Source organism: Halobacillus sp. A5 (assembly GCF_024189315.1).
Taxonomy (GTDB): domain Bacteria; phylum Bacillota; class Bacilli; order Bacillales; family Halobacillaceae; genus Halobacillus_A.
Window position 1 is genome coordinate 1,268,747 of record NZ_JAIZEO010000001.1, and the last position, 26,797, is coordinate 1,295,543.

Here is a 26,797-nt window from a genome sequence, read left to right on the forward strand (position 1 = left end):
TAGGGAGGATTTTTTATTTTTATTTCAAAATTATTTTTAGAGAATTTTAGATGTTTTGGTGATGAGTCACCTACAGAAATTGACCTTCATAATTTAACTTTATTTATAGGAGCGAACAGTACAGGTAAAACTACTACGAATAATGCTCTACTAAAATTATTTAGCCCTTATAAAAAGGAAAGGTTGATAGAAGAATCGGATTTTCACAATCCTACAAACGAAAAAGTTAACCAAAAAAATTCCTTGTCTATTGAAGTAATTCTTTCTTTTCCTGAATTAGGAGAAGAAATATCATCCGATACTATTCCGCCCCATTTTAATCATATGGCAATTAGTGAACAACAAGGTGACCCATATGTCAGATTAAGATTAGAAGCTTCTTTAACTGAAGGGAATTCGATTGAACCAAATATCGACCAATGTCTCTATTATATTCTCTCGCCTGTTGGAACTAAACCGGAAGATGAAATAAAAAAAATTGTTAAACCAAGCGAAAGATCCCAAATTCAAATGTTCTATATTCCAGCTTCAAGAAACCCATCTTCTCAATTAAAAAACACATCTGGTACAATCTTCGGAAGAATTCTGAATGGGATTAATTGGCCGAAAGACATAGAAGAGAATGTTAAAGAAGAACTTAAGAGTGTTGATAAATTATTTGATGAAGTAAGTGGAGTAAAAGTATTAAGATCCGTAATTAACCGTCAATGGGGCAAACTTCACAAAGACTCTCGATATACTTCAACAAACGTGTCTTTTAATCATTCAAATTTAGATTCAATATTAAAAAAAGTAGAGGTATATTTTGAACCGAGTGAGAGGGAAAACAACTTTAAAATTGATCAACTAGGAGACGGATTACAATCTCTTTTTTATTTATCATTAGTAAATTCCCTATTAGAAATAGAGAAGATTGCTACCGAGGATAAAACTAAAAGACAGGAGGATCGTCATTTTAAAATAGACCCCCCTCTACTTACTATTGTTGCTCTTGAAGAACCAGAAAATCATGTTTCCCCTCATTTATTAGGAAGAATAGTGAACGGTTTTTTAAAATTATCAAAACAAGAGAATGCACAGGTGACTGTATCAACTCATTCACCTTCAATGATTAAAAGAATTGAACCTGTGCTTATAAAACATTTTAGAATGAATTATGAAAATGGGACTTCTATAGTTAGATCTATAGAATTGCCTGAGGAAGGCAAAGAAAGTGAATATAAATATGTTAAAGGAGCTGTAAAAGCATATCCAGAGCTTTATTTTTCTAATCTAGTTATTCTCTGTGAAGGGGATAGTGAAGAAATAATTATTCCTAGACTACTGGAATTAATAAATAAAGATGTAGATTTTTCTAGTATTTCTATTGTTCCCTTAGGTGGAAAACATGTAAATCACTTCTGGAAGCTACTAAGCGAATTAAACATCCCTTTTGTAACTTTAATAGATCTTGATCGCGAAAGAGACGGTGGCGGATGGGGAAGAATAAAGTATGCTCTTGAACAACTAATAAAAATTGGGGTCAACAAAGAACAATTACTTAAACTAGCCAACGACGAAATTTTACAAGACCAAGCACTAGCTAATATGCATAACTGGGATGTTAACACTACTGAAAACATGCAGGCCTGGATGAAAAGATTAGAAAACTATGAAGTATTTTTTTCATCTCCCTTAGACATTGATTTTGTTATGTTAGAGGGATTTTTAGAAGAATATAAAAAAACCATTCCTAAAGCTGGTGGACCTCGTGGTATTGAAGAAGGAAAACATACGCCAAACTACAAAGAAAAACTTGAAAAAAGTATTAGGGCAACCTTAAAGCAAAATGGTGGTAATGGAGAGACTTTTACTGAACCACAACGAGACTTAATGATTTGGTATAATTATTTCTTTTTAGGGCGTGGTAAGCCAAGTACTCATATAGAAGCTATGGAACACATAGAGGAAGATAACTTAAGAGAGAAAATACCTGAATCATTTAAGTGCTTTCTTAATAATATCCATCAGAAATTACAGGTGAACTAAGTTATGAAATATATAAGAAAAGAAGATTGGAAACCCAAACAAGGAATTATATTAGAGGATCAAGCTAACGAAATAGTAAGGACTGAAAAGAACAGCAGCGTTTTAGCTGGCCCAGGAGCCGGTAAAACAGAACTGTTAGGTCAAAAAGCGTCTTACCTTTTAGAAACGAATTCATCTAGAAGCCCTAAAAAAATACTTGCAATTAGTTACAAAAAAGACTCAGCAAGGAACCTTAAAGATAGAGTAATACAAAGGTGCGGGCAGGAATTAGCTGAAAGGTTCGAGTCAAGAACCTTTGATTCATTTGCAAAAAATATAATAGATAGGTTTCGAGATGGTTTACCAGGCAATTTAAGACCAACAAAAGATTATAAGATAAAGTATATTTTCTCTAAGGATGTTAAAGAACTCTTTGATATGATGGGAAATCCAAAAAATTTCCCTTGGGAATTTATCTCTTACAATAATTTTGCTTTGGATCATGCCTCCGAATTGTTACCAATTGAAGAAAATAAGATAAATAATTTAGAAGGTTATTATAAATGGCGAATGTGGTCCTTGCTTTTAAAGGAGCAGGGACAATCTGAACTAACATTTCCAATGATTTCTCGTCTTGCTGAATATCTTATGAGGACAAATCCAAAATTAACCTTTGCTCTGAAAGAAACTTACAGCCATGTATTTCTAGATGAATTTCAGGATACCACCACTAATCAGTATGATCTCCTGAAAACTTGTTTTATAAATTCTAATGTTGTATTAACTGCTGTTGGAGACATTAAACAAAGGATTATGGGATGGGCTGGCGCATTGCCAGAAGCATTCAAGGATTTTGATACTGACTTCAATTCAGAAAGATATGAGTTAATACTCAACCATAGATCTACTGAAAGACTGATAGAGGTACAGGCTTCAATTGTTGAAGATATCCTTGGAGTAAAACCTAATACCCAATATCCCTCATATAAAAAAGGTGATATTCAAAGTGAATGTGGAATTCTTGAATATGTAAATGACCACGAAGAATCAAAACACATAGCAGATAGGATCAATAAATGGTTACAATTTGAAAGTTTGCTGCCCAGAGATATTTGTATATTGGTTAGAAAACTGCCAGACCTATATAGTAAATCCCTTATTCATGAACTAGACCTTTTGGGGATACATGCAAGAGTTGAACACAAGTGGCAAGAGTTGCTTTCCGAGAACTGTATGCCACTCCTTCTAAGTTCGTTAAAACTAGCAACTATTACTAGGGATGCTGAGGCCTGGATTGAATTATCGAAATTTCTAAAGCGTGTTAGAGGTTCTTATGTTATTGAGGATTACAAACAAGATCTAACTACAGACCAATTCCTTAAGGAACTAAAAACTAATTTATCCAATGATAATAGGATTGAAGAGATCTTATGGAGTATTATTAACTTTGCTGGTAAGGACCTAATTAGAAGTACCTTCCCTGAATACTCCCAGGAAGCTAATTTAACCAGAGTTATTAAAGAAACATCTGACTTTCTTGAACAATCTTTAGTAAAACAAAAAGGTAATTGGTTGTATGCTATTGAGGATTTTTTAGGTTTATATTCCATTCCCATAATGTCAATTCATAAAAGTAAAGGTCTTGAATTTGACTCGGTAATCTTAATGGGGCTAGAAGATGGAGCTTTTCATAAATATGAAGATAATAGGATAGAAGAAAACTACACTTTTTTCGTCGCTTTATCCAGGGCTAAAAGAAATTTTTATGTCTCTTATAACTCCGGTCGTTTCGGTTCTCAAAAGAGAATGAAGGTAGATCCAATCTATAAAATGTTAGAGAAAGCGAAAGTGAAAGCTTTATAATAAAAGACTTTAATTCATTGAGTCACAAGTTACGATAATTATTTCAGGGTTTCCTCTCAGGAATCCCTTTTTTATTTGCAAAACAAGAACAATTGTTCGTATAATATCCCTAGGATGGTGATAGTATGATTTACCCCCAATATACAACAACCGTATTGGAAGATTGGGTCTCAAGTTGGTATAAACGTTACAACTATTGGAACCCTAATGAACTAAAACTTAGAAAAATTGCTATGAGATACGAGATTTTCATCAGTTATAAGCCTTTAGACTCTCACTATATTCGATTTGGGCGTTATAGAGAAATCGTACTGAATTCTAAGGTAGATCCTCTTCAACAAAGAGAAGAATTCTTTCATGAACTTTGTCACGCCATAAGGCATGTAGGAAAGCAGTCAATGATGCCAGAAGCATTTAGAGAGCTTCAAGAAAGGGATGCGAAGCATTTCACCTTATATGCTGCTCTCCCCTATCACATGATTAGAAGATACGACATAGAAGATTCAAACATCATAGAAGAATGGTCACATGATTTTAAAGTTAGCGAAGAATTGTGTGAGGAACGACTTGATCAAATCAAGCGACGATACATAACAGCAGTTAACGAAAATTGTACCGCGCATAAGAAAGCTTATGAGCTATGTTACAAGTAAGGAGGGTTTGATATGGCACATTACCGCAAAAGAGGTGACAGTTCTTACTTATTAACTGTTGAGACTGGATATAATAACAAAGGCCGTCGAAAGAGAAAAACTAGGACTGTAACCGTAGATGAGAGTTTGTTAAAAACAAAGAAAAAGCTTAGGGATTACTTAAATCAGGAACTCATTAAGTTTCAAATGGAAGTAGAAGCTGGGGAATATATCGCTCCAGGTAAACGTACATTAGAGGAATTCGTTGAGGATTGGAAAACAAAATACGCTGAGAGCAATTTGGCTGACCAAACTTTGGATACTTATTTAGGTCATTTAAGGAATCACATACTTCCCTACTTCGGGAAACAAAAAGTAGATCAAATAAAACCCATGCAGGTTGTAAATTTTTTGAGTGAGCTAAAAGAAACTAAACAACTATCTAATGGCACTATCCAGTATGGATACAGAGTATTCCGTAATGTTATGGAGCGAGCCACAGAATGGGAACTGATTAGCAAGAATCCAGTAGCAGCCATTAAAAGACCTAAGGCAGATAATCGAAAGGTAAAAGATCACGTTTATGATGAGAATGAAGTAGAAGATATATTTAAGGAGATGAATACCGAGTCACTAAGATGGCAGGTATTCATTTCTCTTGCCCTTGCTTGTAGTTTTAGACGTGGAGAAAACCTTGCCCTCGAAGCAGACCGTATTAACTGGGACAAGAATCAAATAACCATTGATCAAGCTATTGTAAGAGGTGAAAAAGGAAGACCTGTCTTAAAAGATCCTAAGTCCTTCACTTCTACTAGAGTTGTAACGGTCCCCAATTCCGTAATGGTCCTTCTGAAAAAACTATATATGGAAAATAGAAGACTTAAAATGAAGGCCGGAGATATATGGCAAGAGGATCACCATGAATGGCTTTTTTGTAATGAGGATGGTACCCACTTCTACCCTACTACTCCAACTACCTGGTGGCGGAGATTTACGGAAAGGAAAAACATACGTTACATTCGATTACACGACCTTCGTCATACTTCAGCAACCATGTTAATCAATCAAGGTGTACATGCGAAAGTGATCTCAGAACGGTTAGGGCATGCAGATATTCGTATTACGATGGATACTTATGGCCATGTATTAGAAGCAGCTGATCAAGAAGCAGCAAGTAAACTTGATGGTATCTTTACAAAGCAAAAAAATGGCTAATTAAAAATTCCGGCAACAACTCGGCAACAAGTGCCTAAATTAAAAGAAGTGACGCGGCCTCCCCTCTGCTAGGAAACCGCGCCACTCCGGCACTTTGTATGGATGATTCCGATTGGGCTCGAACCAACGACCTCCACCCTGTCAAGGTGGCGCTCTCCCAGCTGAGCTACGGAATCATATATGTAATGTAAATCTCTCGTAAACTTTTGTTACGAACAAATAATAATATACAACGCTATTCACATATTGTCAACGTATCTTTCAAAAAAAGTTTATATTCCCACTTATTTTGTCGAATAAACAGGAATTTAAAGGCGGCATTGTTCCCTCCTTCTTTTTCCTGAATAATGTGATAAAATAATAGTGTAACGTTTATACAGCCTGCGATAAGGGAATTTTTAAAGTAATTGTTGTTGTTAGGAGGCGTTTTGTGGGACGTAAAGGAAAGTTCGAACATCACGTGATTTTCAGTCAATATTTAAATGAAGAAATCACATTAAAAGTATACACACCTGAGAATTATTCACCTCTTTATAAATACCATTTCTGTATTATGCAGGATGGTGATGACTACTTTCAAATGGGGCGGGCAGCAACGCTCAGTGATCAGCTCCATTCGGAACGGGAAATTGAGAATACTATTTTTATCGGCATTCATTATTATGATAAGTATGATCGTCAGGATAAATATCACCCCGATGGTAAGAAGCAGGGAGATTATATAAATTTCCTTATACGTGAAGTTGTTCCTTATTTAGATGAGAACCTTCCGGGCTACAGCATGGGAAGGGGCCGCACCCTGGCTGGCGATTCACTTGCCGGCACCTTAGCCTTGATGACGGCTGCGCGTTTCCCAAATATCTTTGGAAATGTGATTATGCAGAGCCCCTATGTGGATGAACACGTGTTAGAATATATACAATCGATTAACGATTTGTCTTCGTTAACGATCTATCATACTATCGGTACCCTGGAAAAGGATGTCACCACGACTGACGGATCAAGAAAGAATTTCTTGGAGCCAAATCTTGAATTGCACCGATACTTAGATAAACAATCCTTATCCTACGTATTCAATCAACTGGATGGAGGACATACGTGGGGGTCGTGGCAGAAGGATCTCCCCCGTGCATTACGCATCATGTTTGCTAAAGAAGATTAAGGAGGGCATAAACCAATGAAATACGGAATTGCAGCATTTCCATCAAAAAAAATACAGGATGAAGCGAATTCTTATCGAAAACGTTATGACCCGCATTACGCTTTGCTTCCACCGCATATTACACTGAAGGAACCGTTCGACGCAGAAGAGGAGCAAATTGAAAATAAAATTATTCCTGAATTAAAGCGGGTAGCTGAAGAAACAAAACCATTTAGCGTTCACATTCAGAAGGTAAGCTCTTTTACTCCGGTAACGAATACCATTTATTTAAAGGTTGAACCTTCAGAGGATATTCTTGCGCTGAATGAAAGACTGCATAACGAAAACCTGCCGGATAATAAACAATATTCGTTTGTCCCTCATATTACAATTGCTCAAAAGCTTTCTGATGAAGAGTATTCTGATGTCTATGGAACACTTAGTATGCTTAAATTTGATATAGAAGACAAAATTGACCGCTTCCAGTTATTATATCAGCTTGAAAATGGAGCATGGAGCGTTTATGAAACATTTCGATTGGGAGAATAATCATGAAGTTAGATTTACGAACAGTACAAAGTGAAGAAGAACTAAAGGATGCGTTCTCTGTTCGCGAAGAAGTCTTCATCAACGAACAGAACGTATCAGTAGAGGATGAACAAAATGAATATGACGAAACAGCTACCCACATCATTGGTTATGTGGATGAGAAACCTTTAATTGCTGCCCGATTACGCTTTGTCGGAGATTACGGCAAGTTTGAGCGTATCTGCGTCGCTAAGTCGCATCGTGGTCAATCCCTGGGGAAACAAGTGATAGTTTATATGGAAGCTGTTGCGAAAGAAGCTGGCTGTCAGCACTCAAAATTAAACGCCCAGACGCACGCCGAAGGCTTTTATAAGAACCTGGGCTATGAAACGGTGTCAGAAGAATTTTTGGACGCCGGCATTCCCCATGTGACAATGACGAAATCATTATGATGAACCACACCTGCCTTAAGTAGAGGCAGGTTTTTTTATCTTCTAGGAAATTATAAAATTCCAAACTGTGGATTCTTTTCATAGAGCGACATCCAGCTCCAGCACCCAGACACTCGCGACATAAGCAATCCGTCCTGCGGAAGGGAAGCCCACCTTCCTTCGGTCGTTTTGCTTATGCGTTTCGTGTCTACCAGGGTGCTTGCGCTTTTGTTCGTATAAATTTCATAATTTTCGTCTACACTGCAAAGGACTATGTCTTGTGGGGATGGGGATTATATGGATTATTTAAGGATTGCGATTGAATCCTTGTTTGGATTCGGTGCTCTATTTGTTTTAACGAAGACATTGGGGAAATCACAGATCACACAGATCACAGCTTTTGACTTTATTGCCGCTCTGGTTCTCGGCGAGTTGGTTGGTAATGCTCTCTACGATAAAGAAGTCGGCATTGCCCAGATTGCGTTTGCCGTTTTTTTGTGGGGGCTGCTTATATACTTCACCGAAATTATTACTGAGAAGTTTAAAGGAACACGTAAAACGCTCGAAGGCTCTCCGTCTGTGATTATTGACCATGGCCAGATTATTCGGGAACAGCTGAAGCAAAATAAGCTGGATATCAATCAACTTCAGCACTTGCTTCGGACGAAGGATATTTTTTCGGTGCAGGATGTTCTATTTGCTGTACTAGAAACAGACGGTACAATTTCAGTAATGAAAAAGCCGGCTTTGGATACACCGACCCTGCAGGACTTAAATATTCCTTTAACACGTAAAGGGCTTCCCCGTATGATTATCAGCGATGGTGAGATTTTATGGGATAACCTAAAAGAGATTGGATTGGATAAACATTGGCTGGAGGCTGAACTTCACACGCAGGATTTTTTTAGGGTGGAAGACGTTTTAATTGCTGAATACACTCCCGGTGAACAGCTGTTTATTATGGGTTATGAACGGACACGCTGAAAAGTCCATGCAAAATCACTCACATCGTGGGTGATTTTTTCTCTTTTAATTAGGCCAATCAAATATGCTGTTACAGCCGTTCGATAAAGCAGCCACTGCGAAAGTTGGGGCGTTCGAACTTCAAAGCCCCGGCACATTTCTCTCACGACCTCTTCTTGTGTCATTTCCTTCTTCAGCACTTCCTCCAGCCACATAAGCAGCTGTTCATGATATTCAATATTGGCCTGCACTGTATCTTGAAAATTCTCTTCATAAGTCCCATGTCCTGGTATAGCACCCGAGCATGATACTTGAAGAAGCTTGTTTAAGCTCTCAATAGTTTGAGAGGCATCTGTAATATAAGGAACCTTATGTTTGTGAAGCTGCTCGGTACTAAAATATGCATCTCCCGCATAGAGCGTCTCATAAATGAGTAAACACATCTGCTGGCAGCTGTGTCCGGGTGTCGAAATGGCTCTTACCGGAATCGTGCCGATCGATAGTTCACCTTCCTTTATGATTTCATCCACCTGCATGGCAGGGGCCTCTAAGAATTTATTATGCAGCTCGGGTAAAGGATCATTTCCTCCAAATAAATAAAGCGGTTCAAGTGACGGATTTTCAAGTATGGCGGCTTCTAAGGGAGGGGCGCATGTATGTAAATTATAATTCTTTTGCAGATAAGCTGCCCCTCCATAGTGGTCTGCATGAGCATGGGTTATAAAAAGGTGAGTAAGGGGGAGCCCAAGATTCTGGAGCTCCTTTTCCACTTTTTTTACTGCAGAGCGGTCGATTCCTGTGTCGATCAGCAGTCCTGTAAGTCCATCCGTAACATAACCAATGTTTACTGCACTATTATAATAAAAGCAATGTTCATTAATTTGATGAAATGTCATTTATTAAGCTCCTTATATGGTTTCACTGAATTGCTGCCCTTTTCCTGTCAGCTCCGAATATAATTTCTGCTCCATTTCAGGGGCACGTGTCGTTTTATTGTAATGGAACTTCTTCGAGGTGTGAAGTTTGTCCTTGAGATCCTGAGAACCTTTTTGACCTTGTTCTCCACGGGTGTAATACTCTTTAAGCTTGTGATCCATTGTTACTTTAAATACTCGGTCAAGTGTAAACGATGGCTGCTTATTTTGAGTAACTCGCTGCTGATAATCCTGGTATTGGTAGTTCTGTATCGGCAGAATATATCCCATAATCTCTCCTCCTTACAAGTATACTTACCCTCTTTAAGCTTCCATTATTCCCCTCTCTGCCTACTCCATTCAAAAAATATAGATTGAAGCCCGGCCACCGCCATAACTAAAATAAATAATTCACTGTAAGGAACAAAGAAATGAAGATAAACGACAAATAGGGAAGACCATACACCGACACACCACTGGCAGCTGATCAATTCACCGATGATCCCTTTAGGTTCAAGCCACTGTTCTCCATCCTTTGTTTCTATAGTGAAGAACGGTCTGCGCAGGGGCTCAAAGATAACATCGTAAACAACCAGCCTTGTCATCCGAAATGAAGCAAACACAATTAGAATCAATTCCATTAGGTTTACCATTTATATTTCTTCCTTTCTGTGTAAAAGAAAACGGTCACTACCTTGTAGTGACCGGGAGATTAAATCCAGGAAAACCCGCCGTGCGAACTTGATTCGTCATCATGCTTCCGCTTTTTCTTATGGTGAGAAGAACTGCTGGACTCATCGTCGTGCCAGCCGCCAAAAAATGGATCACGATGTTTCTTGTCATGAGTATGATCATGTTTGTGATCATGCTTGTGCTCTTTCTTATCATCCATGTGATGTTTCTTATGCTTATCATCGCAATCAATAAAAACGTGGTCTGCTTTTATGATAAGATCTTTACAATAAATAACTTTCTTTTCCCGTTTCTTATCAGACATTCGTTTCATCTCCTTCTTAAGAGTCATTGATACTGTATGGTTTCTTTCCCTAATTGGTGTAGTCATTGGCCCAGTGCGCAATCATTCGCCTACGAATTTGCACAAAAGAGACAAATGCCCACACCTGAATCTGGGTCATACATATTCTATTAAAGACATTACGTCAATACGTATCGAGAGGGGCAAACGAATAATGAGCTGTGGCAAACATCATGATTCAGGTAACTGTGTTTGTGACATTTTAAGTGAGATCGTTGCAGCACAAAACGATGTACTATCCGATTGCAATACCAGCTGTGAGCAGTCGATTGGAGATTTGCTTGGGGACACAGGGGGTTCTGGCCGTGACACGGTTCCAGTGTTGCTTTATTGCAAAGGGAATTGCAAACCTTTCAAAGGGTTTGGGGCTCGTCGTGATTCCATTGGTGACATTAAAGCAAGCTTCTTCTTCCGTGTAAAAGATGTCGATGACGATTGCTGTGCGACACTTGAATTACTACGTGATCCAGAAGATAAATGTGATGATCCATCTTCACCAGTTGAACAGAAAACCGGCAACTTAAAAGCTACTGGCATCTGCATTTCTGTAGACTTAAACTGCTTCTGCCATGTAACCTGCTTACCAGCAATTACAGCATTATCTTAAGCACGATAAAAAACCGCGCATCTGGCGCGGTTTTTTTCATGTTAAAATCCAATCAGCCTTATGGATTCAATTTCCTTAAAAGCCATCTCTTTGTGAAAAGGTTTCTGAAAAATTTTCATGTGTACCATACCCTCTTCGTACTTCTGAATATACCCCTTCACCGTTTCTTCTGAAGTGACAACTTCACACTTCATTTTAGGGAGCTGGCTCGGCAGTTGAACAAAATAATTCACCTTCTCTTCAAGCGACATGTCCCTAAACCGCTGCCGTCGATCCTTCCGGGAAGCAAAGGTTTCCTCTTTATTCTCCTCTTGATCCGCTTTTGTAGAAACAGGAGCTTCTTCTGTTGCCGTATTCCTTTCACCTCCGAGGGTGGATTGATTCCGCAACCGCAATTCTGCTTCAATAAGGGATGGATTCTTACTGGCTGATTCACCGCGGAAGCTGGTTTGCATGGAAACTTCGGCAGGAGGCAGGTTAGGCTGCGTAATGTAAAGAATCGGCGGTTTTGCGATCTGCTTTTTATTAGCCACGTTCATCTCTCCTTTTCTATTCATCGTTCTATATATATGCTTAGAAGAGAGCTCATGTGCCCAAAATTATCGGCTGGCACACGAAACGCATCGGCAAGGCGGATGGCTTAAATGTAAGCGTATGTTCATTGCGCGGTATATCGCTATCTATGGAACTATACTTCACTGCATGGAATTTGATAATTTCCTGTACATAAAAAAAACGCCCTGACGAATAAGTCAGAACGTTTCCATTTATAATTAATAAGCAACTGTGCTGAAACCGGAATCAACATGAATGATCTCGCCCGTTACTCCGCGGGATAAGTCACTCATGAGGAAGTAAGCTGTGTCCCCTACTTCTTCCTGTGTAATTGGGCGGCGCAGCGGGGCGCGTTCTTCAATTACCTGGTGGATCTTATTAAAGTCGCCTACACCTTTGGCTGACAGGGTACGAAGCGGACCTGCAGAGATTGCGTTAACACGGATTGCATGCTTCCCTAAATCGTTAGCTAAGTAACGTACGCTCGCATCAAGACTAGCTTTAGCTACACCCATGACGTTATAGTTTTCTACAACTTTCTCACCGCCAAGGTAAGTAAGTGTAACAATTCCGCCGCCTTCTGACATAATAGGCTGGACCGCTCTTGCTACTGCAGTAAGTGAGTAAGAACTGATGTTATGAGCTGTTAAGAAACCATCACGGCTTGTATTTAAGTATTCCCCTTTCAGCTCATCACGGTTGGCAAAAGCGATACAGTGAGCAAGACCGTGTACGACCCCTACATCTTTTTGGATGTTCTCGAATGTTTGTATGATGGCCTCATCATTCGTTACGTCACATTCGTAAAAAAGAGATTCAGGTCCCTCGAGTGTTGCCGCTAAGTCACGAACCGATTTCTCAAAGCGTTCTGCAGCATAAGTAAAGATCAGCCTTGCTCCTGCTTTGTTTAAAGACTGAGCAATCCCCCATGCTATGCTTCGTTTATTCGCAACGCCCATTACTACGTACGTGCGGCCTTCCAGTGAAAAATTATTCATTTCTCAAAAACCCTCCTTGAGGTGATTTCATAAGTATTATGGTTTGTTATTAGTACCTGCTCCTATTTTATTATAACAGTTTCAAAAATACAATCGCTAGATGAGTAATTGCATGAAAGCCGTGGCCATGCCGAAGTATATCAAAATTGAAATAATATCGTTAATCGTAGTGATAAACGGCCCTGACGCTACAGCAGGGTCGATATTAAACCGGTGCATGATAAGAGGTACAAGAGACCCAGCAAGTGTAGCCACGATAAGCGTAGCCATTATGGAGAGACCTACTAGAATTCCTAAATAGATATTCCCCTGCCAAAAGTATACAACCAGCATAATAATAACTCCACAGCTGACACCGGTAATCATTCCAGTCCCAGCTTCACGGAAGATCATTTTCCTCTTCCCTTGTTTGTAAATCTCTCCGGTAGCAATGCCGCGGACAGCTACAGCGAGCGCCTGTGTTCCCGTATTACCTGCCATCCCGGCAATTAACGGAATAAAAATTGCCAGGATAGCTACTTGATCAAGTGTCTCTTCAAAACGGCCGATTAAACTCGCCGTCAAGCTGCCCAGGAAAAGAAGGATGATCAGCCAGGGGAGCCGTTTTTTTGCAGAAGTAAAGGCGTGATCATCTGGACTGTCAACGTCAGAAATCGCAGCAAGCTTCGAATAATCGTCACTAGCTTCTTCTTCCATGACATCCATAATATCATCGACTGTAATAATTCCGAGAAGGTGATGCTGAAAATCAACAACAGGAAGTGCCAGAAAGTCGTAATCCCGCATCATTCGAGCAATCTCTTCTTGATCCTCACCTACAGAAACGGACACCACCCTCTCACTCATAACATCAGAAATCACCCAATCCTCTTCTGAAATGATTAAATCCCTCAGTGAGATTACCCCGACGAGCCTCTTATCTTCATCAATCACATAAGTATAATAAATCGTTTCGGCATCTGGAGCTTCCTTTCTCAGGTGCAGCATGGCTTCTCTTATAGTCATTCCTGCTTTTACAACTACAAATTCTGTAGTCATAATCGAACCGGCTGTTTTCTCCTCATAATGGAGCAGGTCTTTAATCTCTTTCGCTGAATCATCATCCATTATTGTTAAGAAGCTGGCTACCTTATTCTTATCCAATTCGTTTAAAATATCTACCGCGTCATCAGTCGACATCTCAGCAAATACCTGGGCCGCAAATCTCGGATCCATTTCTGTGAAAAACGGTTCAATCTCATCATAATCAATGTGCTCCATAACATCGGCAACTTCTTCAGGAGACAAATAAGTATAGATCTGCAGGCGGACGTCATCTTCTACTTCTTCAAAAATCTTCGCCTGGTCATAAGGATGCAAATCAAGAAACTCAGCACGAAACTGATCAATCTGGTCATTAAGAAGGGCATCCTTAATCGTTGCCCACACGTCCATCCTTTCATGATCATCTAGATGTTCCATACTTATCCCTCCTTCTTCCATCTTAAATAAAATTTTCAAAAATTTACTGTGCTGCTAAAAAAATCTGAATAAATGTTGTACACTTGTAATTATAAATGTTTTTTACAAGTTTGCTCAAATAGAAAGGGATTCTACATGAATGAAAATCAAGACTCATCATTGATCGATTATACCATTATATTTGTTATAGTGGCCTTTGGAATAATAAGCTGCATGACTCTTTATACCCTCAATCCCGTACTTGGCGCTGGAGATCAAGGCGCTTATTTCAAACAGGTTTTCTGGTACGGACTTGGTGCGGTAGGGGCGGCCGTCGCCATGATTATAGATTATGACAGACTCCATCAAATTGTATGGATTTTGTATGGCATTAGTATACTTATGCTGCTTATGTTGTTTCTCAACATTCCTCCTCAGCTCGTACATACTTCCGGGGGGGCTACCAGCTGGTTCATTCTACCTGGAAATGTTACACTGCAGCCGGCTGAGTTTGTAAAAGTTTTTCTCGTTGTTACGCTGGCTCATGTCATCGTGCGTCACCGTGAAAAATATAGGACAAAAACAGGGAAAACAGATTTATTATTGTTAGGGAAACTGCTGGGGTTAGCTTTTCCTCCGATGGGTTTTATAGCCATTCAGCCTGATCTAGGTTCGTTTCTAGTCGTATCTGCGATAACCGTTTTTATGATTTTAATATCTGGAATCCAATGGAAAATTCTGCTTTCACTGTTCGGTGCTTTCCTTCTCATGGTTCTGGGGATTGTCGTCATGTTCATAATTAATTTGACCTCAGTCACTACTTTTTTAGAGGAATCTTTATTTTCGCACGTTGACTCACGATTTTATGGCTGGCTGCAGCCTGAGAAGTATGAATTAGACGCCGGAATGCAGCTTATCAAAGCGATTACAGCTATTGGAAGCGGACAGTTATATGGAAAAGGAATCGGAAATTTCGAGATTTATGTGCAGGAACGTCACACGGATATGATCTTTACAGCTGTTTCCGAACAGTTTGGGTTCATCGGTTCAAGTATAATCGTTACGATGTTCTTCCTATTGATTTACCGTATGATTCAAATTGCTTTAGAAAGCAATGATTCCTTCGGCAGTTTTTTAATTGTAGGTATTGTGGGAATGATAACTTTCCAGGTATTTCAAAATATAGGCATGTCCGTTCAGCTGCTGCCGATCACAGGAATCCCCCTCCCTTTTCTCAGCTACGGAGGAAGTTCCACCCTGGCTTACCTGCTGGCGATAGGCCTCGTCCTAAACATAAAATCCAGAACCCGCACCTACATGTTTGAATAACCAAGTTACAAAATGGGAAGCTTAAACCAGCTTCCTTTTTTCATTAGTTTATTTCTTTTTTCTCTTGGTACCTGTTACCACACAATTCACTTTCTGTACCGGGTACACATTTTAAAGAAGGAGTCGCTGGATGATGAAGATTGATGTTATTGGTGATGTTCATGGTTGTTTAGATGAGCTGAAGCAGCTGTTTGTAGAGCTTGGCTATGAGTGGGTGAATGGTGTGCCGCAGCACCCTGAGGATAGGATGCCTGTATTTGTCGGAGATTTAACAGATCGTGGTCCTGCTTCCATTCCCACCATCCGTTTCGTCTATAAGCTTGTGATAGTAGAAAACAGAGCGAAATATGTCCCTGGAAACCATTGTGATAAACTTTATCGGTATTTTAAGGGAAATCCTGTTAAAGAGAAACATGGTTTGGAAACCACCGTTGCTGAATATACAAAGTTACCAAAAGGAGAACAAGCTCAAGTTAAGAGAGAGTTTATTGAACTTGTAGATGCCTCTCCTCTATACTATCAATTCAGTGAAGTCAATGCGGTTGTGGCTCATGCCGGGATACGAGAGGAAGATATCGGCCAGAACCAGAAGAGCAAACGAGTCAAGACATTTGTCCTTTATGGTGATATAACCGGCCATACTCTCCCTGACGGCCGGCCGGAGCGACGTGACTGGGCCCAGCATTATCACGGAGATACGTGGATTGTATATGGCCACACCCCTGTTTACAAGCCGAGATTTGTTCATAAAACCGTGAATATTGATACAGGGTGCGTGTTCGGTAATAAACTAACCGCCTTCCGCCTGCCCGAAGAAACCACAGTCAGCGTCCCTTCCACCATGCCATTAGTAGAAGAAAAATTCAGGTACCATTAGCTGTGTACCGGGTACAACTTTTCACCCTATGTGTACCGGGTACACAGAAAAAAAAAAAAGGAAAAAGAAAATAGAAAAGTAATAAATAAAAAAACAGACTCTCGCTGATGAGGGTCTGTTTTAGTATTTCTCCCAATTTTCAGGGGGATCGGCTGAGAAGTGAATCTTTTCCCCACTCCACGGGTGGATAAGGGTTAAATGGTGGCAGTGAAGGGCTTGATAATCAAATTCCTTGTCATCGCTGCCTCCATATAATGTGTCACCTGCAAGCGGGAACCCAATGGACGCCATATGGACACGTATTTGATGGGTCCGCCCTGTGACAAGCCTGCATTCAAGATTGGAATAACGTCTTCCTCTTTTTAACACTTTGTACTCTGTTACCGCATGTCTGCCTTCTGAATGCACTTCCCGCTCAATAATTGATCCAGGTTTACGGCGGATCGGCGCTTCCACTCTTCCCCAATCCCCTTTCCCCTTAGAAAACCTTCCTTCTACTAAAGCTGTATATTTACGCTCTACTAAATTAAATCTCGATGTCATCAATGAATGACTGTATTTATGCTTGGCTACAAGCATTAATCCGGAAGTATACCGGTCCAGCCTCGTGACAATGTGTACAGTATAAGGAAGATCCTGGCGGTCGTAGTGTGCAATGATCCCCTGAGCCAGGCTGCCTTTTGGATGATTTGGTCGGGGAGAAACTTCAATTCCTGAAGGCTTATTCAAGATAAGAATATCGTCATCCTCATAAACAATCGCTAAGGGGAGATTCTCTCCAGAAAGGACAGCTCCTCTTTCTTCTTCTGGAAAAACGACCTCCAGCCTATCGTCAGCCTGCAATTCTGCCCAGGGCGACACACTAGTACCATTCACTTTAATATCGCCTTTACTCTTTACCTGCTTAAATAATTGAGCAGAAAAATGAGCTCTCTTTCTTAAGAAATTCTTTACATCAGATGTTTCTTCTATGACCCAGGATTTAATCAATCGTCTACATGGAGTGTTCATCAGATACAAACGAATCGTGCACGCGGCTCCAGAAGGGAAATGGACGAAAACGTGCAAACCTTACCCGCTCTTTCGCTACACGGCATTGAATTGATTTTACATCCTTGTACGTCTTCGTAATGTGGTCAATCGTGATTAAGAAGCTTTTGTCATTTTTCGGTTTTAATAAACACGTATGATGTCCCGGTAAAATCAGCGGTGATCCAATCGTTCGGAATACTCGGTTGTTAATGGATGCCATTTCAGTGATTTGAATGGCTTCGAGTGAAGGGTGTAGAATCGCTCCGCCCAACGCTTTGTTGTAAGCTGTACTTCCGGATGGAGTTGAAATACACAGCCCGTCCCCTCTAAACGTCTCGAAATGATCGCCTTTAATCTCTATATCAAGTACGACAGAGCCTTCTGAAGTTTTAATAGCACATTCATTTAAGGCTAAATGACGATCCTCTGATCCTCCCCCATTGGGACGAATGGTGACTTCAAGAAGCGGGTATTCCACTACTTGAAAAGGCGTACGGGCAATTTCGATAATAAGTTTTTCTAATTCATCGGGAGTCCAATCTGCATAAAACCCTAAATGACCTGTGTGCACACCTATAAACGCGGTTTTATCAAGACGATGAACATACGTGTGAAAAGCCTCAAGCAGCGTACCATCTCCTCCGACAGAGATCGCTAGTTCGGGTTCCTCTTCATCGTATTCCAGTTTAAATTCTGTTAAATAATTTTTGATCTTTGTGCGTATTTCATTCGATTTTTTGTCTCCTTTTGAGAGGATCGAAAACTTCATGCCTTCAGCTCCTTTCCGGCTTCTTCATCTGTTTTTCATTAAATATTTTTTGGGCTTCCTGTATTTCACTTTTAATCTTCGACATCTCTTCATCCAATTGAAAGGCAGCCTCAGCTGCTCGTTTTAACCTGGATTTAACTTCAGCAGGGATTTGACCTGCATACTTATAATTTAAGGAGTGCTCGTTCGTTGCCCAGAAATTCATAGCAAGCGTGCGGATCTGAATTTCGGCTAATGCGAGCTTTTCCCCATGAATCGTTTCCACCGGGTATCTGATAATAACGTGAAAGGAACGGTACCCGCTGTCCTTTTTACGTGAAATGTAATCTTTCTCTTCCACGATTTCAAAATCATGCCGGTTCTTAAGCATATCAACAACCACATAAATATCGTCTACAAATTGACATACCACTCGAAGACCCGCAATATCCTGCAGTTCTTCTTCAATGTTTTCCGGGTTAATGCCTTTCCGTCTCGCTTTTTCAATGATACTGGACCTCGGCTTCACACGCCCGGTCACAAACTCAATCGGCGATTGGTCCCGTTCATATTCAAATTGTTGCCTCATTCCTTTTAATTTAACCTTCAATTCTTCCACTACTTGCGCGTAGGGTGCTATAAAGATATCCCAATTCATGCGTGCTGAGCACCACCTTTATGTATCCTGCAAAGTCACATAACTCGTGCTTATTGACTCATTCATATTGTATCATAATTACCATCATGACTAGAACAAAACACGATGGGAATGGTTAATCTTTGCAATTTAAAGTACAAATAAATCATAATAAAAATAAGAGGTGAACTACAAATGGCCCAAGAAATTGAAATTGAATTTAAAAACCTGCTCACCGAAGAAGAATACGTGAAGTTGTACAATGATTTATCATTTGAATCACTAGAACTGATTGAACAAACCAATTATTATTTTGAAACTCATGACTTCAAGCTTAAACAGCTGGGTGCCGCGCTGCGCATCCGCAGAAAAAAAGACTCGTGGACATTAACGTTGAAACAGCCGCACCCTGAAGGTCTGCTGGAAACGCACGATACGCTTACACAAGAAGATGTAAATCAATGGATGATTAACCGTCCAATATCAGCCCCTTACGTCGATCAGCAGCTCCGTGAGCTGGGAGTACCGCTTCAAGAACTTGGTTACATGGGTTCATTAATGACAAGACGAAAAGAACGTGAATACAAAAACACCACCCTCGTCCTGGATCACAGCTTTTATTTCGAAAGAAGTGATTACGAACTGGAGCTTGAAGCCGCTTCTAAGGAGACAGGACAACAAGTTTTTCGGGAGTTGCTCAAGAGTTATCATATTCCTGAAAGAAAAACCGATAATAAAATCAAGAGATTCTATAACGCCAAGCCTCAATCAGATTAGTTGCCGATTAAGTTGAGCGTTGCTAAAATAAATAAACAGACAGGAAGGGATTTTATGCAACCTACACCAGGCTCTATTTATGAAGCAATTGGAGAAGATAAAATAAATGAAATTGTTGATCACTTTTATTATTACGTCAGTAAGCATCCAGATCTCATCCCGATTTTCCCTGATGATTTAACTGAAACCAGACGTAAGCAAAAGCAATTTCTCACCCAATTCTTTGGTGGCCCGCCTCTATATATTCAGGAGCATGGTCATCCTATGCTTCGGGCCCGCCACCTTCCCTTTACCATTACACCGACCCGTCGCGACGCTTGGCTCGCCTGTATGGATCAGGCTTTGACGGACGCAGAAATTAAAGAACCTTATCGTACAGCGATGCTTGATCGATTAACGATGACAGCAAACCACATGATGAACACACCGGAGGACGAGAAAGGAGAATCGATGTGAGTTGGAAAAGCTTAAACAGCTCAAGTGAGCAGCAGGGTACATCCACAGGCTTTTTTGATTTATTGAAGAGACCGATTGAGATGTACGTTTTCGTAGATCCATTATGTCCAGAATGCTGGGCACTTGAACCGATCTTAAAAAAGCTTACCATCGAATACGGACGATTCTTTACCATTCGGCCGATCATCAGTGGCAATCTGGCTTCCCTTCAGGACTGCGATTCAGGCCACTCTGAGAAATTAAAAAAAGTATGGGATACAACAGGATCCCGAACAGGAATGTGCTGCGATGGAGACGTATGGATTGAAAACCCTGTATCCTCTCCACTAGTGACAGCTCTTGCAGTTAAAGCTGCAGAACTTCAGGGTAAGAAAGCAGGCATGCGGTTTCTTCGCAAAGTCCAGGAATATGTCTTCTTAGAGAAGCAGAACATTTCTGATGAAGGTGTCCTGCTGGAATGTGCGAAGAAAAGCAGACTCGATGTTCACGAGTTTGAGAAAGATCTTCAGTCTGAATCAGCAAGGAAAGCTTTACAATGCGACATTAAATTAACGCGGGAAATGGATGTGGATTCCGCTCCGACCATGGTGATTTTTAATGAATCGGATGAAGAAGCAGGATTAAAGATAACTGGCATTTATTCATATGAGGTTTATGTAAAGGTTTTAAAAGAAATGCTGCAAAAAGATCCGGTCCCTGCGCAGAAGCCGCAGCTCGAAGATTTCTTAAAGCATTATCGCTTCGTAGCGAATAAAGAAATTGCCGTCGTCTATGACTTGACGGAGCATCAGGCTAAAAAGGAAATGAAAAAGCTTGTATTAAAGCAAAAAGTACGAGAGGTTCCCGTAAAGTATGGTGCTTTTTGGGAATATATTGAATAGTAGTAAAGGTCCATGGTTAGCTCGTCTTACCATGGACCTTTTTATTCCCTGTCAACTTCCACCACTTCGAATCATAATCGTACGGACCCATTAATAAAAATAAGTGTAATGGCTATAGAAAGGGGATACTCCACTATGAAAATTTGGTTTCTTATTGTTTATCTTCTTATCTTTCTTATGATTTGTGCATTTCACTTATTTGCTTTGATGCACCTTTATCCTTTGTATATAACTACTCCCCTTCTCGTTATTTCTTTCTACATCCTCATTCTGCTGATGTTTCATAAAAAAAAGTTCCGCGGATTTTCTTAACGATACCCGCGGAACTTTTCTCTTTATTGGAGCAGTTCTTCCATTTCATTCAGCTTTTGCTCAAATACATCAAGTGCTTCATAAAGTGGATCTTTAGACGTCATATCAACGCCCGCCTGCTTAAGCACTTCAATTGGATAATCACTGCTTCCGGCCCTTAGGAAACTCATGTAACGTTCCACGGCAGGTTCACCTTCAGAAAGAATCTGTTCGGCAAGCGCTGTAGCAGCAGCGTAACCTGTGGAATACTGATATACATAATACCCCATATAAAAGTGCGGGATACGGGCCCACTCCAGCCCGATCTCGTCATCGATCACAATTTCATCTCCAAAATATTTTTTGTTTAGATCGTAATAGATCTGAGTTAGTTTATCAGCGGTTAACGCTTCACCGTTTTGAGCCTGAATATGGATTTCATGTTCAAACTCAGCAAACATAGTTTGACGGAAAACAGTGCCTCTAAAGCCCTCAAGAAAATTATTAAGAAGATACAGCTTCTCCTTTTTATCATTTGTTTTCTTTAACATATAATCGTTAAGTAAAGCCTCATTGCAAGTAGAAGCCACTTCAGCTACGAAGATGGAATAGTTACCATAACGATAAGGCTGGTTTTCATGAGTATAGTAACTGTGAAGAGAGTGTCCCAGCTCATGAGCCAGTGTAAATAAGTTGTTGACATCATCCTGCCAATTCATCAAGATAAAAGGATTTGTACCATAATGACCAGACGAGTAGGCACCGCTGCGTTTGCCTTTATTCTCCTCAACATCAATCCAGCGGTTGGTAAACCCTTCTTTTACAGTATTTACATAATCCTCTCCGAGGGGCTTTAGTCCATTTAAGACAAGCTCTTGAGCTTCTTCGTAAGAAACCTCCAGTTCTGCATCCTTTATGAGTGGAGTGTACATATCATACATATGCAATTCTTCCAGCTGGAGCACTTTTTTACGAAGCTCCACATACCGATGCATCAAAGGTAAACGCTCATTTACCGCTTCTATCAGATTATCATATACTGTCTCCGGGATATTATTGCGGTCAAGTGCAGACTCCCGCGCTCGTTCGTATTGTTTCACTGTGGCAAAATAGTTATTCTTCTTTACATTACCACTTAATGTGGAAGCAAATGTATTCTTAAATTGTCCAAACGTATCATACATCGCTTGAAATGCATTTTTACGTACTTCACGATTTTCTGATTTTAAGAAACCGACATAGCGTCCATGAGTCAAATCTACTTCTTCTCCTTCATCATTCTTAATTGAAGGAAAGGAAAGATCTGCGTTATTAAGTGCTCCGAAAGTTTGGGAAGGGTTTGAAGCAATCTCAGAAAATCCTGCAAGCAGGCGTTCTTCTTTTTCACTGAGAACATGATCCCGGCGGCGTGTTATTTCCTTTAACGAATGTTCATACAATTTAAGATCTTCATTTTCTTTAATAAATTGATCCACCGTACCTTCAGGAAGAGCTAAAATTTCCGGTGTAATGAAACTCATAGATGAAGCTACTTTAGTGTATAAACTTTCTGCCTTTGCATTCATTTCCTGATAATAGGAATTGGTTGTATCCTGATCATTTCTCATATGCGCATAAGTAAATAATAGACCAATCCTGTGTGATATTTCATCCTGGAGCTTAAGCATTTTAAAAAGCTGATCAGCAGAGTCGCCAATACTCCCTTTATATTCTTCTATTTCTGGAATGACTTCTTTTACTTTTTCAAATTCTTTATACCATTCTTCATCTGTGGCAAAAATTGATTCTAAGTCCCATGTTCGTTCTTTAGGTAATTCATCTCTTTTTGGTAGCTGTTTAGTCGATGCCATCCAAATCCTCCTCAAAAGTATTTCGTCACACTACTCAATTCTAGATTATCATTAGAATTCCTGCTTAAGTTTAAGCTTATTCATGATTTGTTTATCTTCTTTAACGGCTTTCTCACTATGAGTATGAAAAAGGATCTCTCTTTTTTTTATCCAATTCCCTTCCCTTTCTTCCACATAACCAAGCTTACCTAATTGAAGCAGATACTCTTTATATATAGAGTCTGATTGCCCCGCATTTACGGCAGAACGCAAATATTTATGGGGAAAAGTTATCACGTCTCCAATGGACCTGGGCATATAATATTGAAGGATAAACCTTGACTGCCAGACGTAAGGAGCTTCTTCACAAAATTGCTGGTTTCTCACCGGAAGATAGCAGGCACTTGGTATAAGTGAATAATGATAGCCTCTTAAATACAGCATCTGCCTCCAGTTTCTCTCCTTACTCATACTGGCTGCGTTTCTGTAAACTGTTCTAAACTGATACATTTGCTTCTCCCACATCAAATAAAAAGGGTGAATAGAAGAATAGGAGGGTTTAAATAAATGAGGGAATTTAATGTGAGGAAGCGGAGTGGTTTGAAAAGTGGAAAAGGAAGTTGTTAATGAGGCACCTCTTATCTGGCCGGCGGTGATTATAGCCTTTCCTTCCACGTCCAGATAATACATACAGTATTGACTTTGAAATGAATAAATCATTTCTTTATGAAATTGATCAAGCTGTAATATATATTTACCTTTTCGTTTCAACTGATTTCTGCCAAGAATCCATAAAGGAAAAATTCCAGCCTTCCGGTAACCTTGCGTTCGATTCATTACATCTTTTGCAGGTATAGAAGCACACTGCAGCTCTATAGCTGCTTTCTTTCCGTCTATAGTCAGCAGTATGTCAGGACGTTGATTAATCTCAGATAAATAAGGCTCGACAACCACTTGATAGCCTTGGTTGTTCAGCCACTGGTATAACAACCACTTCCCGCCCTCATGATATGTACTTTCTCCGCGGCTTTTAACTTCACACGTACTTGATGGTAGATGGGCAAAATGCGGTGTCACTTTACGGCCGAAACGAATGATAAGCGTTTCGTTACAGGTGGGACAGAAAAATTCAGCATTTTTCTTTAGCTTTTTGAGGACAGCGGGGGAATTTTGATAAATAGTAGTAAGTCTGCCATGTTCATCATATGCATGAAGCATAGAACACCTCCTAATACAGTTATTATTCGACATAAAAGGCAAAAACCCTTTATTTTAACAAAAAAAAGCACACTCCGTGTGTGAGTGCGCATTACTTATCAGCAGGAAAGTAATCTCTTACTTGATGGAGTGCTCTTTCAGCAAAGATTGCTTTCCCGTATTCCTGCAGGCGGTAAATCGTCACTGACGATTCATGACCAAATTCCATTAATTGACTTAAAATATTTTCTTGTTCATCATCACTCATATTTTCATCATTGAACTGAATATATAAATAATAGGCTCCGTCAAAGTGATACAATTCGTGATCGATTTGATCGGACTTGTTATCCATATAATGACTTAATTGGATGACATCTTCAAATTCTTGAAAGCGTAGTGTGAAATTGAGCGGAGCTAACGACTCCTGCTCATTATCTTCTTTTTCATCTTCATTTACTGTTTCATCTGATTCAGAATGATTGTATTTATCTTCAAGTAAATTTTCTAAGTTCTCGTCTACAGGTACATCAATTGATTTACCCTCATCACTTGGGAGTTCGAGCTTTTGCCCGTCTTGGGAAACCTGCGCTTTAGTAACGATCACTTCTAGGCCTTTGTCCATTGCTTGAACCTGGATCCAGAGCGGTCCATCGGCTTGAAAGTTTTCCTGGTCATTCACTTCATCCATCATTTCCCAAAATAGCTGTTCACTTCGTTCGCGATTATACCAAATCTCTTCGCGGTCAAAGCCCAGCTGTTCTACATCGTGATAAGAAACGTAAAACTTTACAGTGTTTTCATTAATGCGTTCGATTTCCATTTATCTCTCTCCCTTCTATCGTTTAATAGGCGGAAGGGATCGTAACCCTAAGTCGCTTATTCTTACCTTACCCCTCAGGTCAAAGTCTCAACCATCGTGATGTTACAGCGTAAGGATTGATGTACTTATATTGTATGACAGTAAATCTAAAATGGAAAACAAATTGCTTCGAATCAGCAGATAACCATAACCCAATCCTTGAATTTTTGTATATAAGGTTGGTTGGTTTTTTATTCTAGCTTATTTTTTGAAATTTGTCACTACTTAGAGGAGTGTTTTTTCAATGAATTGGGACTTGCTCGAACCTATCCTTATTATTATTAGTATTGACATAATCCTTGGAGGAGATAACGCGGTTGTTATAGCACTGGCCAGTCGAAATCTCCCGGAGCATCAGCGCAATAAAGCAATTTTAATTGGGACAGGCTTAGCAATTGCTTCCCGTGTAGTCTTAACGACTGTTGCTTTGTATCTGCTGGCTGTTCCCTATTTACGATTAGCGGGGGGCCTGCTACTCATTTACATAGCGGTCAAGCTCCTTATAAACGACGAAGACGAGACATCCATTAAAAGCAGTGACAGCTTGTTTACAGCAATAAAAACCATCGTGTTCGCTGATATTGTAATGGGATTTGATAACGTTCTTGCTATTGCAGGGGCTTCCCACGGGAACATCACGCTTGTAGTGACCGGCTTATTAATATCTGTGCCCATAATTATTTGGGGCAGCCGAATTATATTGAAGTTAATGGAAAAAATACCAATTCTCGTCTATATCGGAGCAGGGATTCTTGCTTTTACTGCAGCAGAAATGATACTGGAAGATCCCCATGTTGAAGAATGGATCCAGCTGATAGCACCCGTTATGACAATCTTTCCATTTCTAGTGGTTCTGGCAACCGTTATGACCGGCTATTTTTATAATAAACAGACGGCAGAAAAATAAAAAACTGTCTCGATTCTTGAATCGGGACAGTTTTTACATTTAATTAACCAGGCGCTGAGCTTCTTTAAGTTGAAATGTGCGTACACTTCTTGGTAGAAAGCGGCGGATTTCGTCTTCATTATATCCAACCTGCAGGCGCTTTTCATCAATGATAATCGGACGGCGGAGCAGTCCGGGATTCTCCTGAATCAAATCGAATAAATCCTGCATAGGAAGCTGATCGAAATCAACTTTTAACTTCTGGAAGACTTTAGAACGAGTAGAGATGATCTCTTCCGTTCCATCTTCAGTCATTCTCAATATTTCCTTGATCTCATCAATCGTTAACGACTCAGAAAAAATATTTCTTTCCGTGTAAGGAATATTATGCTCCTCCAGCCACGCTTTCGCCTTGCGACATGATGTACAACTTGGTGAGGTATAAAGTGTTACCATACAGATACTTCACTCCTCGAAAATTTATTATGGATCTTTTTTAGTAATTCTTAATTAAAATTAGTATAATCTAATCTTATATAATTACTATAACATAGTTGTCAACTAAAATCTATATACCATCAGGTAAAAGGCTTTCATTTGCAACTTTTTAAATAATTTAGATGCATACACAGTAACTTACCACAAATTTGGCTGCTTTAAACCTA

Annotated in this window: 29 protein-coding genes and 1 tRNA gene; 15 read left to right on the plus strand and 15 right to left on the minus strand. The window is 39.8% G+C overall.

The annotated features are described in order from the left end of the window. The first annotated feature begins 21 nt into the window (after positions 1 to 21). From LF822_RS06735 to LF822_RS06750, 4 genes are all read left to right on the plus strand, one after another. Entirely contained in the window at positions 22 to 2,028 is a 2,007-nt protein-coding gene (locus tag LF822_RS06735) for an AAA family ATPase (protein WP_253923489.1), read from the plus strand. A 3-nt stretch (positions 2,029 to 2,031) separates the two neighbouring features. Further along, positions 2,032 to 3,870 (plus strand): UvrD-helicase domain-containing protein, encoded by a 1,839-nt coding sequence (locus LF822_RS06740; RefSeq protein WP_253923163.1) that lies wholly within the window; start codon positions 2,032 to 2,034, stop codon positions 3,868 to 3,870. Between the two features lie 125 nt (positions 3,871 to 3,995). After that, positions 3,996 to 4,523: an ImmA/IrrE family metallo-endopeptidase gene (locus tag LF822_RS06745; RefSeq protein WP_253923165.1), complete on the plus strand. Its 528-nt coding sequence runs from the start codon at positions 3,996 to 3,998 to the stop codon at positions 4,521 to 4,523. A gap of 12 nt (positions 4,524 to 4,535) precedes the next feature. After that, complete coding sequence (locus tag LF822_RS06750) at positions 4,536 to 5,717, plus strand: tyrosine-type recombinase/integrase (RefSeq protein ID WP_253923167.1); 1,182 nt, start codon at positions 4,536 to 4,538, stop codon at positions 5,715 to 5,717. Between the two features lie 103 nt (positions 5,718 to 5,820). Here LF822_RS06750 and LF822_RS06755 read toward each other — a convergent pair. After that, positions 5,821 to 5,893, minus strand: a tRNA-Val gene (locus LF822_RS06755). Between the two features lie 254 nt (positions 5,894 to 6,147). Here LF822_RS06755 and LF822_RS06760 point away from each other — a divergent pair. From LF822_RS06760 to LF822_RS06775, 4 genes are all read left to right on the plus strand, one after another. Beyond that, a complete protein-coding gene (locus tag LF822_RS06760) occupies positions 6,148 to 6,879 on the plus strand; it encodes an alpha/beta hydrolase (RefSeq protein ID WP_253923168.1) in 732 nt (243 codons plus the stop codon). Positions 6,880 to 6,894: 15 nt separating this feature from the next. Continuing rightward, on the plus strand, positions 6,895 to 7,407 hold the full coding sequence (locus LF822_RS06765; RefSeq protein ID WP_253923170.1) for a YjcG family protein: 513 nt from the start codon (positions 6,895 to 6,897) through the stop codon (positions 7,405 to 7,407). A 2-nt stretch (positions 7,408 to 7,409) separates the two neighbouring features. Next, positions 7,410 to 7,838: a GNAT family N-acetyltransferase gene (locus tag LF822_RS06770; protein ID WP_253923171.1), complete on the plus strand. Its 429-nt coding sequence runs from the start codon at positions 7,410 to 7,412 to the stop codon at positions 7,836 to 7,838. Positions 7,839 to 8,114: 276 nt separating this feature from the next. Beyond that, positions 8,115 to 8,801, plus strand: a complete 687-nt coding sequence (locus LF822_RS06775; RefSeq protein WP_253923172.1) for a YetF domain-containing protein — start codon at positions 8,115 to 8,117, stop codon at positions 8,799 to 8,801. Here LF822_RS06775 and LF822_RS06780 read toward each other — a convergent pair. From LF822_RS06780 to LF822_RS06795, 4 genes are read right to left on the minus strand one after another with little or no spacing between them, the layout of a single operon-like run. Beyond that, complete coding sequence (locus tag LF822_RS06780; protein ID WP_253923173.1) at positions 8,783 to 9,676, minus strand: MBL fold metallo-hydrolase; 894 nt, start codon at positions 9,674 to 9,676, stop codon at positions 8,783 to 8,785. The genes LF822_RS06775 and LF822_RS06780 overlap by 19 nt on opposite strands. Positions 9,677 to 9,688: 12 nt before the next feature. Continuing rightward, positions 9,689 to 9,985, minus strand: a complete 297-nt coding sequence (locus tag LF822_RS06785) for a hypothetical protein (protein ID WP_253923174.1) — start codon at positions 9,983 to 9,985, stop codon at positions 9,689 to 9,691. 44 nt (positions 9,986 to 10,029) lie between these two features. Then, the gene (locus LF822_RS06790) at positions 10,030 to 10,347 is read right to left on the minus strand and encodes a DUF1360 domain-containing protein (protein WP_253923175.1); all 318 of its coding nucleotides are present in this window, start codon (positions 10,345 to 10,347) and stop codon (positions 10,030 to 10,032) included. A 59-nt stretch (positions 10,348 to 10,406) separates the two neighbouring features. Next, positions 10,407 to 10,691 carry a hypothetical protein gene (locus LF822_RS06795; RefSeq protein ID WP_253923177.1) on the minus strand — a complete coding sequence of 95 codons (285 nt, stop codon included), beginning with the start codon at positions 10,689 to 10,691 and terminating at the stop codon, positions 10,407 to 10,409. A 193-nt stretch (positions 10,692 to 10,884) separates the two neighbouring features. Here LF822_RS06795 and LF822_RS06800 point away from each other — a divergent pair, with 193 nt between their 5' ends. Then, entirely contained in the window at positions 10,885 to 11,337 is a 453-nt protein-coding gene (locus LF822_RS06800) for a CotY/CotZ family spore coat protein (RefSeq protein WP_253923179.1), read from the plus strand. A 41-nt stretch (positions 11,338 to 11,378) separates the two neighbouring features. Here LF822_RS06800 and LF822_RS06805 read toward each other — a convergent pair whose 3' ends face one another. The 3 genes from LF822_RS06805 to mgtE form a co-directional block, all read right to left on the minus strand. Next, positions 11,379 to 11,870, minus strand: a complete 492-nt coding sequence (locus LF822_RS06805) for a CotO family spore coat protein (RefSeq protein ID WP_253923181.1) — start codon at positions 11,868 to 11,870, stop codon at positions 11,379 to 11,381. 240 nt (positions 11,871 to 12,110) lie between these two features. Beyond that, positions 12,111 to 12,890 carry an enoyl-ACP reductase FabI gene (gene fabI, locus LF822_RS06810; RefSeq protein WP_253923182.1) on the minus strand — a complete coding sequence of 260 codons (780 nt, stop codon included), beginning with the start codon at positions 12,888 to 12,890 and terminating at the stop codon, positions 12,111 to 12,113. A 96-nt stretch (positions 12,891 to 12,986) separates the two neighbouring features. Then, a complete protein-coding gene (mgtE, locus tag LF822_RS06815) occupies positions 12,987 to 14,351 on the minus strand; it encodes a magnesium transporter (protein WP_253923184.1) in 1,365 nt (454 codons plus the stop codon). Positions 14,352 to 14,486: 135 nt separating this feature from the next. Between mgtE and LF822_RS06820 the strand changes: the two genes are divergently transcribed. Together LF822_RS06820 and prpE are read left to right on the plus strand one after the other, a co-directional pair. Next, complete coding sequence (locus tag LF822_RS06820; RefSeq protein ID WP_253923185.1) at positions 14,487 to 15,659, plus strand: FtsW/RodA/SpoVE family cell cycle protein; 1,173 nt, start codon at positions 14,487 to 14,489, stop codon at positions 15,657 to 15,659. Between the two features lie 133 nt (positions 15,660 to 15,792). Then, a complete protein-coding gene (gene prpE, locus LF822_RS06825) occupies positions 15,793 to 16,536 on the plus strand; it encodes a bis(5'-nucleosyl)-tetraphosphatase PrpE (RefSeq protein WP_253923490.1) in 744 nt (247 codons plus the stop codon). A 120-nt stretch (positions 16,537 to 16,656) separates the two neighbouring features. Here prpE and LF822_RS06830 read toward each other — a convergent pair whose 3' ends face one another. From LF822_RS06830 to yjbM, 3 genes are read right to left on the minus strand one after another with little or no spacing between them, the layout of a single operon-like run. Beyond that, a complete protein-coding gene (locus LF822_RS06830; protein ID WP_253923187.1) occupies positions 16,657 to 17,604 on the minus strand; it encodes an RluA family pseudouridine synthase in 948 nt (315 codons plus the stop codon). After that, positions 17,531 to 18,337: an NAD kinase gene (locus tag LF822_RS06835; protein ID WP_253923188.1), complete on the minus strand. Its 807-nt coding sequence runs from the start codon at positions 18,335 to 18,337 to the stop codon at positions 17,531 to 17,533. Before LF822_RS06835 ends, LF822_RS06830 begins: the two co-directional genes overlap by 74 nt. A gap of 4 nt (positions 18,338 to 18,341) precedes the next feature. Continuing rightward, complete coding sequence (yjbM, locus tag LF822_RS06840) at positions 18,342 to 18,974, minus strand: GTP diphosphokinase (protein WP_253923189.1); 633 nt, start codon at positions 18,972 to 18,974, stop codon at positions 18,342 to 18,344. Positions 18,975 to 19,148: 174 nt separating this feature from the next. Here yjbM and LF822_RS06845 point away from each other — a divergent pair, with 174 nt between their 5' ends. From LF822_RS06845 to LF822_RS06855, 3 genes are read left to right on the plus strand one after another with little or no spacing between them, the layout of a single operon-like run. After that, a complete protein-coding gene (locus LF822_RS06845; protein ID WP_253923190.1) occupies positions 19,149 to 19,730 on the plus strand; it encodes a CYTH domain-containing protein in 582 nt (193 codons plus the stop codon). A 54-nt stretch (positions 19,731 to 19,784) separates the two neighbouring features. Continuing rightward, a complete protein-coding gene (locus tag LF822_RS06850) occupies positions 19,785 to 20,186 on the plus strand; it encodes a globin domain-containing protein (protein WP_253923191.1) in 402 nt (133 codons plus the stop codon). After that, a complete protein-coding gene (locus LF822_RS06855; RefSeq protein WP_371925839.1) occupies positions 20,183 to 21,067 on the plus strand; it encodes a ClpXP adapter SpxH family protein in 885 nt (294 codons plus the stop codon). The genes LF822_RS06850 and LF822_RS06855 overlap by 4 nt, the downstream gene beginning before the upstream one ends. A 335-nt stretch (positions 21,068 to 21,402) precedes the next feature. Here LF822_RS06855 and pepF read toward each other — a convergent pair whose 3' ends face one another. The 3 genes from pepF to mecA form a co-directional block, all read right to left on the minus strand. Beyond that, entirely contained in the window at positions 21,403 to 23,208 is a 1,806-nt protein-coding gene (gene pepF, locus LF822_RS06860) for an oligoendopeptidase F (protein ID WP_253923193.1), read from the minus strand. A 51-nt stretch (positions 23,209 to 23,259) separates the two neighbouring features. Continuing rightward, positions 23,260 to 24,405, minus strand: a complete 1,146-nt coding sequence (locus tag LF822_RS06865; RefSeq protein ID WP_253923195.1) for a competence protein CoiA — start codon at positions 24,403 to 24,405, stop codon at positions 23,260 to 23,262. A gap of 91 nt (positions 24,406 to 24,496) precedes the next feature. Then, complete coding sequence (gene mecA, locus LF822_RS06870; RefSeq protein WP_253923197.1) at positions 24,497 to 25,207, minus strand: adaptor protein MecA; 711 nt, start codon at positions 25,205 to 25,207, stop codon at positions 24,497 to 24,499. Positions 25,208 to 25,490: 283 nt separating this feature from the next. Between mecA and LF822_RS06875 the strand changes: the two genes are divergently transcribed. Beyond that, entirely contained in the window at positions 25,491 to 26,153 is a 663-nt protein-coding gene (locus LF822_RS06875) for a TerC family protein (RefSeq protein ID WP_253923199.1), read from the plus strand. Between the two features lie 39 nt (positions 26,154 to 26,192). Here the strand turns inward: LF822_RS06875 and spxA are convergent, their stop codons facing one another. Beyond that, a complete protein-coding gene (gene spxA / locus LF822_RS06880; RefSeq protein ID WP_253923201.1) occupies positions 26,193 to 26,588 on the minus strand; it encodes a transcriptional regulator SpxA in 396 nt (131 codons plus the stop codon). Positions 26,589 to 26,797: the final 209 nt, after the last annotated feature.

What these genes read in the sequence shown, in the direction of transcription:
- LF822_RS06740 (WP_253923163.1), top strand. Translation starts at nt 2,032, where the DNA reads ATGAAATATATAAGAAAAGAAGATTGGAAACCCAAACAAGGAATTATA.
- LF822_RS06745 (WP_253923165.1), top strand. Translation starts at nt 3,996, where the DNA reads ATGATTTACCCCCAATATACAACAACCGTATTGGAAGATTGGGTCTCA.
- LF822_RS06750 (WP_253923167.1), top strand. Translation starts at nt 4,536, where the DNA reads ATGGCACATTACCGCAAAAGAGGTGACAGTTCTTACTTATTAACTGTT.
- LF822_RS06765 (WP_253923170.1), top strand. Translation starts at nt 6,895, where the DNA reads ATGAAATACGGAATTGCAGCATTTCCATCAAAAAAAATACAGGATGAA.
- LF822_RS06770 (WP_253923171.1), top strand. Translation starts at nt 7,410, where the DNA reads ATGAAGTTAGATTTACGAACAGTACAAAGTGAAGAAGAACTAAAGGAT.
- LF822_RS06775 (WP_253923172.1), top strand. Translation starts at nt 8,115, where the DNA reads ATGGATTATTTAAGGATTGCGATTGAATCCTTGTTTGGATTCGGTGCT.
- LF822_RS06780 (WP_253923173.1), bottom strand. Translation starts at nt 9,676, where the DNA reads ATGACATTTCATCAAATTAATGAACATTGCTTTTATTATAATAGTGCA.
- LF822_RS06785 (WP_253923174.1), bottom strand. Translation starts at nt 9,985, where the DNA reads ATGGGATATATTCTGCCGATACAGAACTACCAATACCAGGATTATCAG.
- LF822_RS06790 (WP_253923175.1), bottom strand. Translation starts at nt 10,347, where the DNA reads ATGGTAAACCTAATGGAATTGATTCTAATTGTGTTTGCTTCATTTCGG.
- LF822_RS06795 (WP_253923177.1), bottom strand. Translation starts at nt 10,691, where the DNA reads ATGTCTGATAAGAAACGGGAAAAGAAAGTTATTTATTGTAAAGATCTT.
- LF822_RS06800 (WP_253923179.1), top strand. Translation starts at nt 10,885, where the DNA reads ATGAGCTGTGGCAAACATCATGATTCAGGTAACTGTGTTTGTGACATT.
- fabI (WP_253923182.1), bottom strand. Translation starts at nt 12,890, where the DNA reads ATGAATAATTTTTCACTGGAAGGCCGCACGTACGTAGTAATGGGCGTT.
- mgtE (WP_253923184.1), bottom strand. Translation starts at nt 14,351, where the DNA reads ATGGAACATCTAGATGATCATGAAAGGATGGACGTGTGGGCAACGATT.
- LF822_RS06820 (WP_253923185.1), top strand. Translation starts at nt 14,487, where the DNA reads ATGAATGAAAATCAAGACTCATCATTGATCGATTATACCATTATATTT.
- prpE (WP_253923490.1), top strand. Translation starts at nt 15,793, where the DNA reads ATGAAGATTGATGTTATTGGTGATGTTCATGGTTGTTTAGATGAGCTG.
- LF822_RS06835 (WP_253923188.1), bottom strand. Translation starts at nt 18,337, where the DNA reads ATGAAGTTTTCGATCCTCTCAAAAGGAGACAAAAAATCGAATGAAATA.
- yjbM (WP_253923189.1), bottom strand. Translation starts at nt 18,974, where the DNA reads ATGAATTGGGATATCTTTATAGCACCCTACGCGCAAGTAGTGGAAGAA.
- LF822_RS06845 (WP_253923190.1), top strand. Translation starts at nt 19,149, where the DNA reads ATGGCCCAAGAAATTGAAATTGAATTTAAAAACCTGCTCACCGAAGAA.
- LF822_RS06850 (WP_253923191.1), top strand. Translation starts at nt 19,785, where the DNA reads ATGCAACCTACACCAGGCTCTATTTATGAAGCAATTGGAGAAGATAAA.
- pepF (WP_253923193.1), bottom strand. Translation starts at nt 23,208, where the DNA reads ATGGCATCGACTAAACAGCTACCAAAAAGAGATGAATTACCTAAAGAA.
- LF822_RS06865 (WP_253923195.1), bottom strand. Translation starts at nt 24,405, where the DNA reads ATGCTTCATGCATATGATGAACATGGCAGACTTACTACTATTTATCAA.
- mecA (WP_253923197.1), bottom strand. Translation starts at nt 25,207, where the DNA reads ATGGAAATCGAACGCATTAATGAAAACACTGTAAAGTTTTACGTTTCT.
- LF822_RS06875 (WP_253923199.1), top strand. Translation starts at nt 25,491, where the DNA reads ATGAATTGGGACTTGCTCGAACCTATCCTTATTATTATTAGTATTGAC.
- spxA (WP_253923201.1), bottom strand. Translation starts at nt 26,588, where the DNA reads ATGGTAACACTTTATACCTCACCAAGTTGTACATCATGTCGCAAGGCG.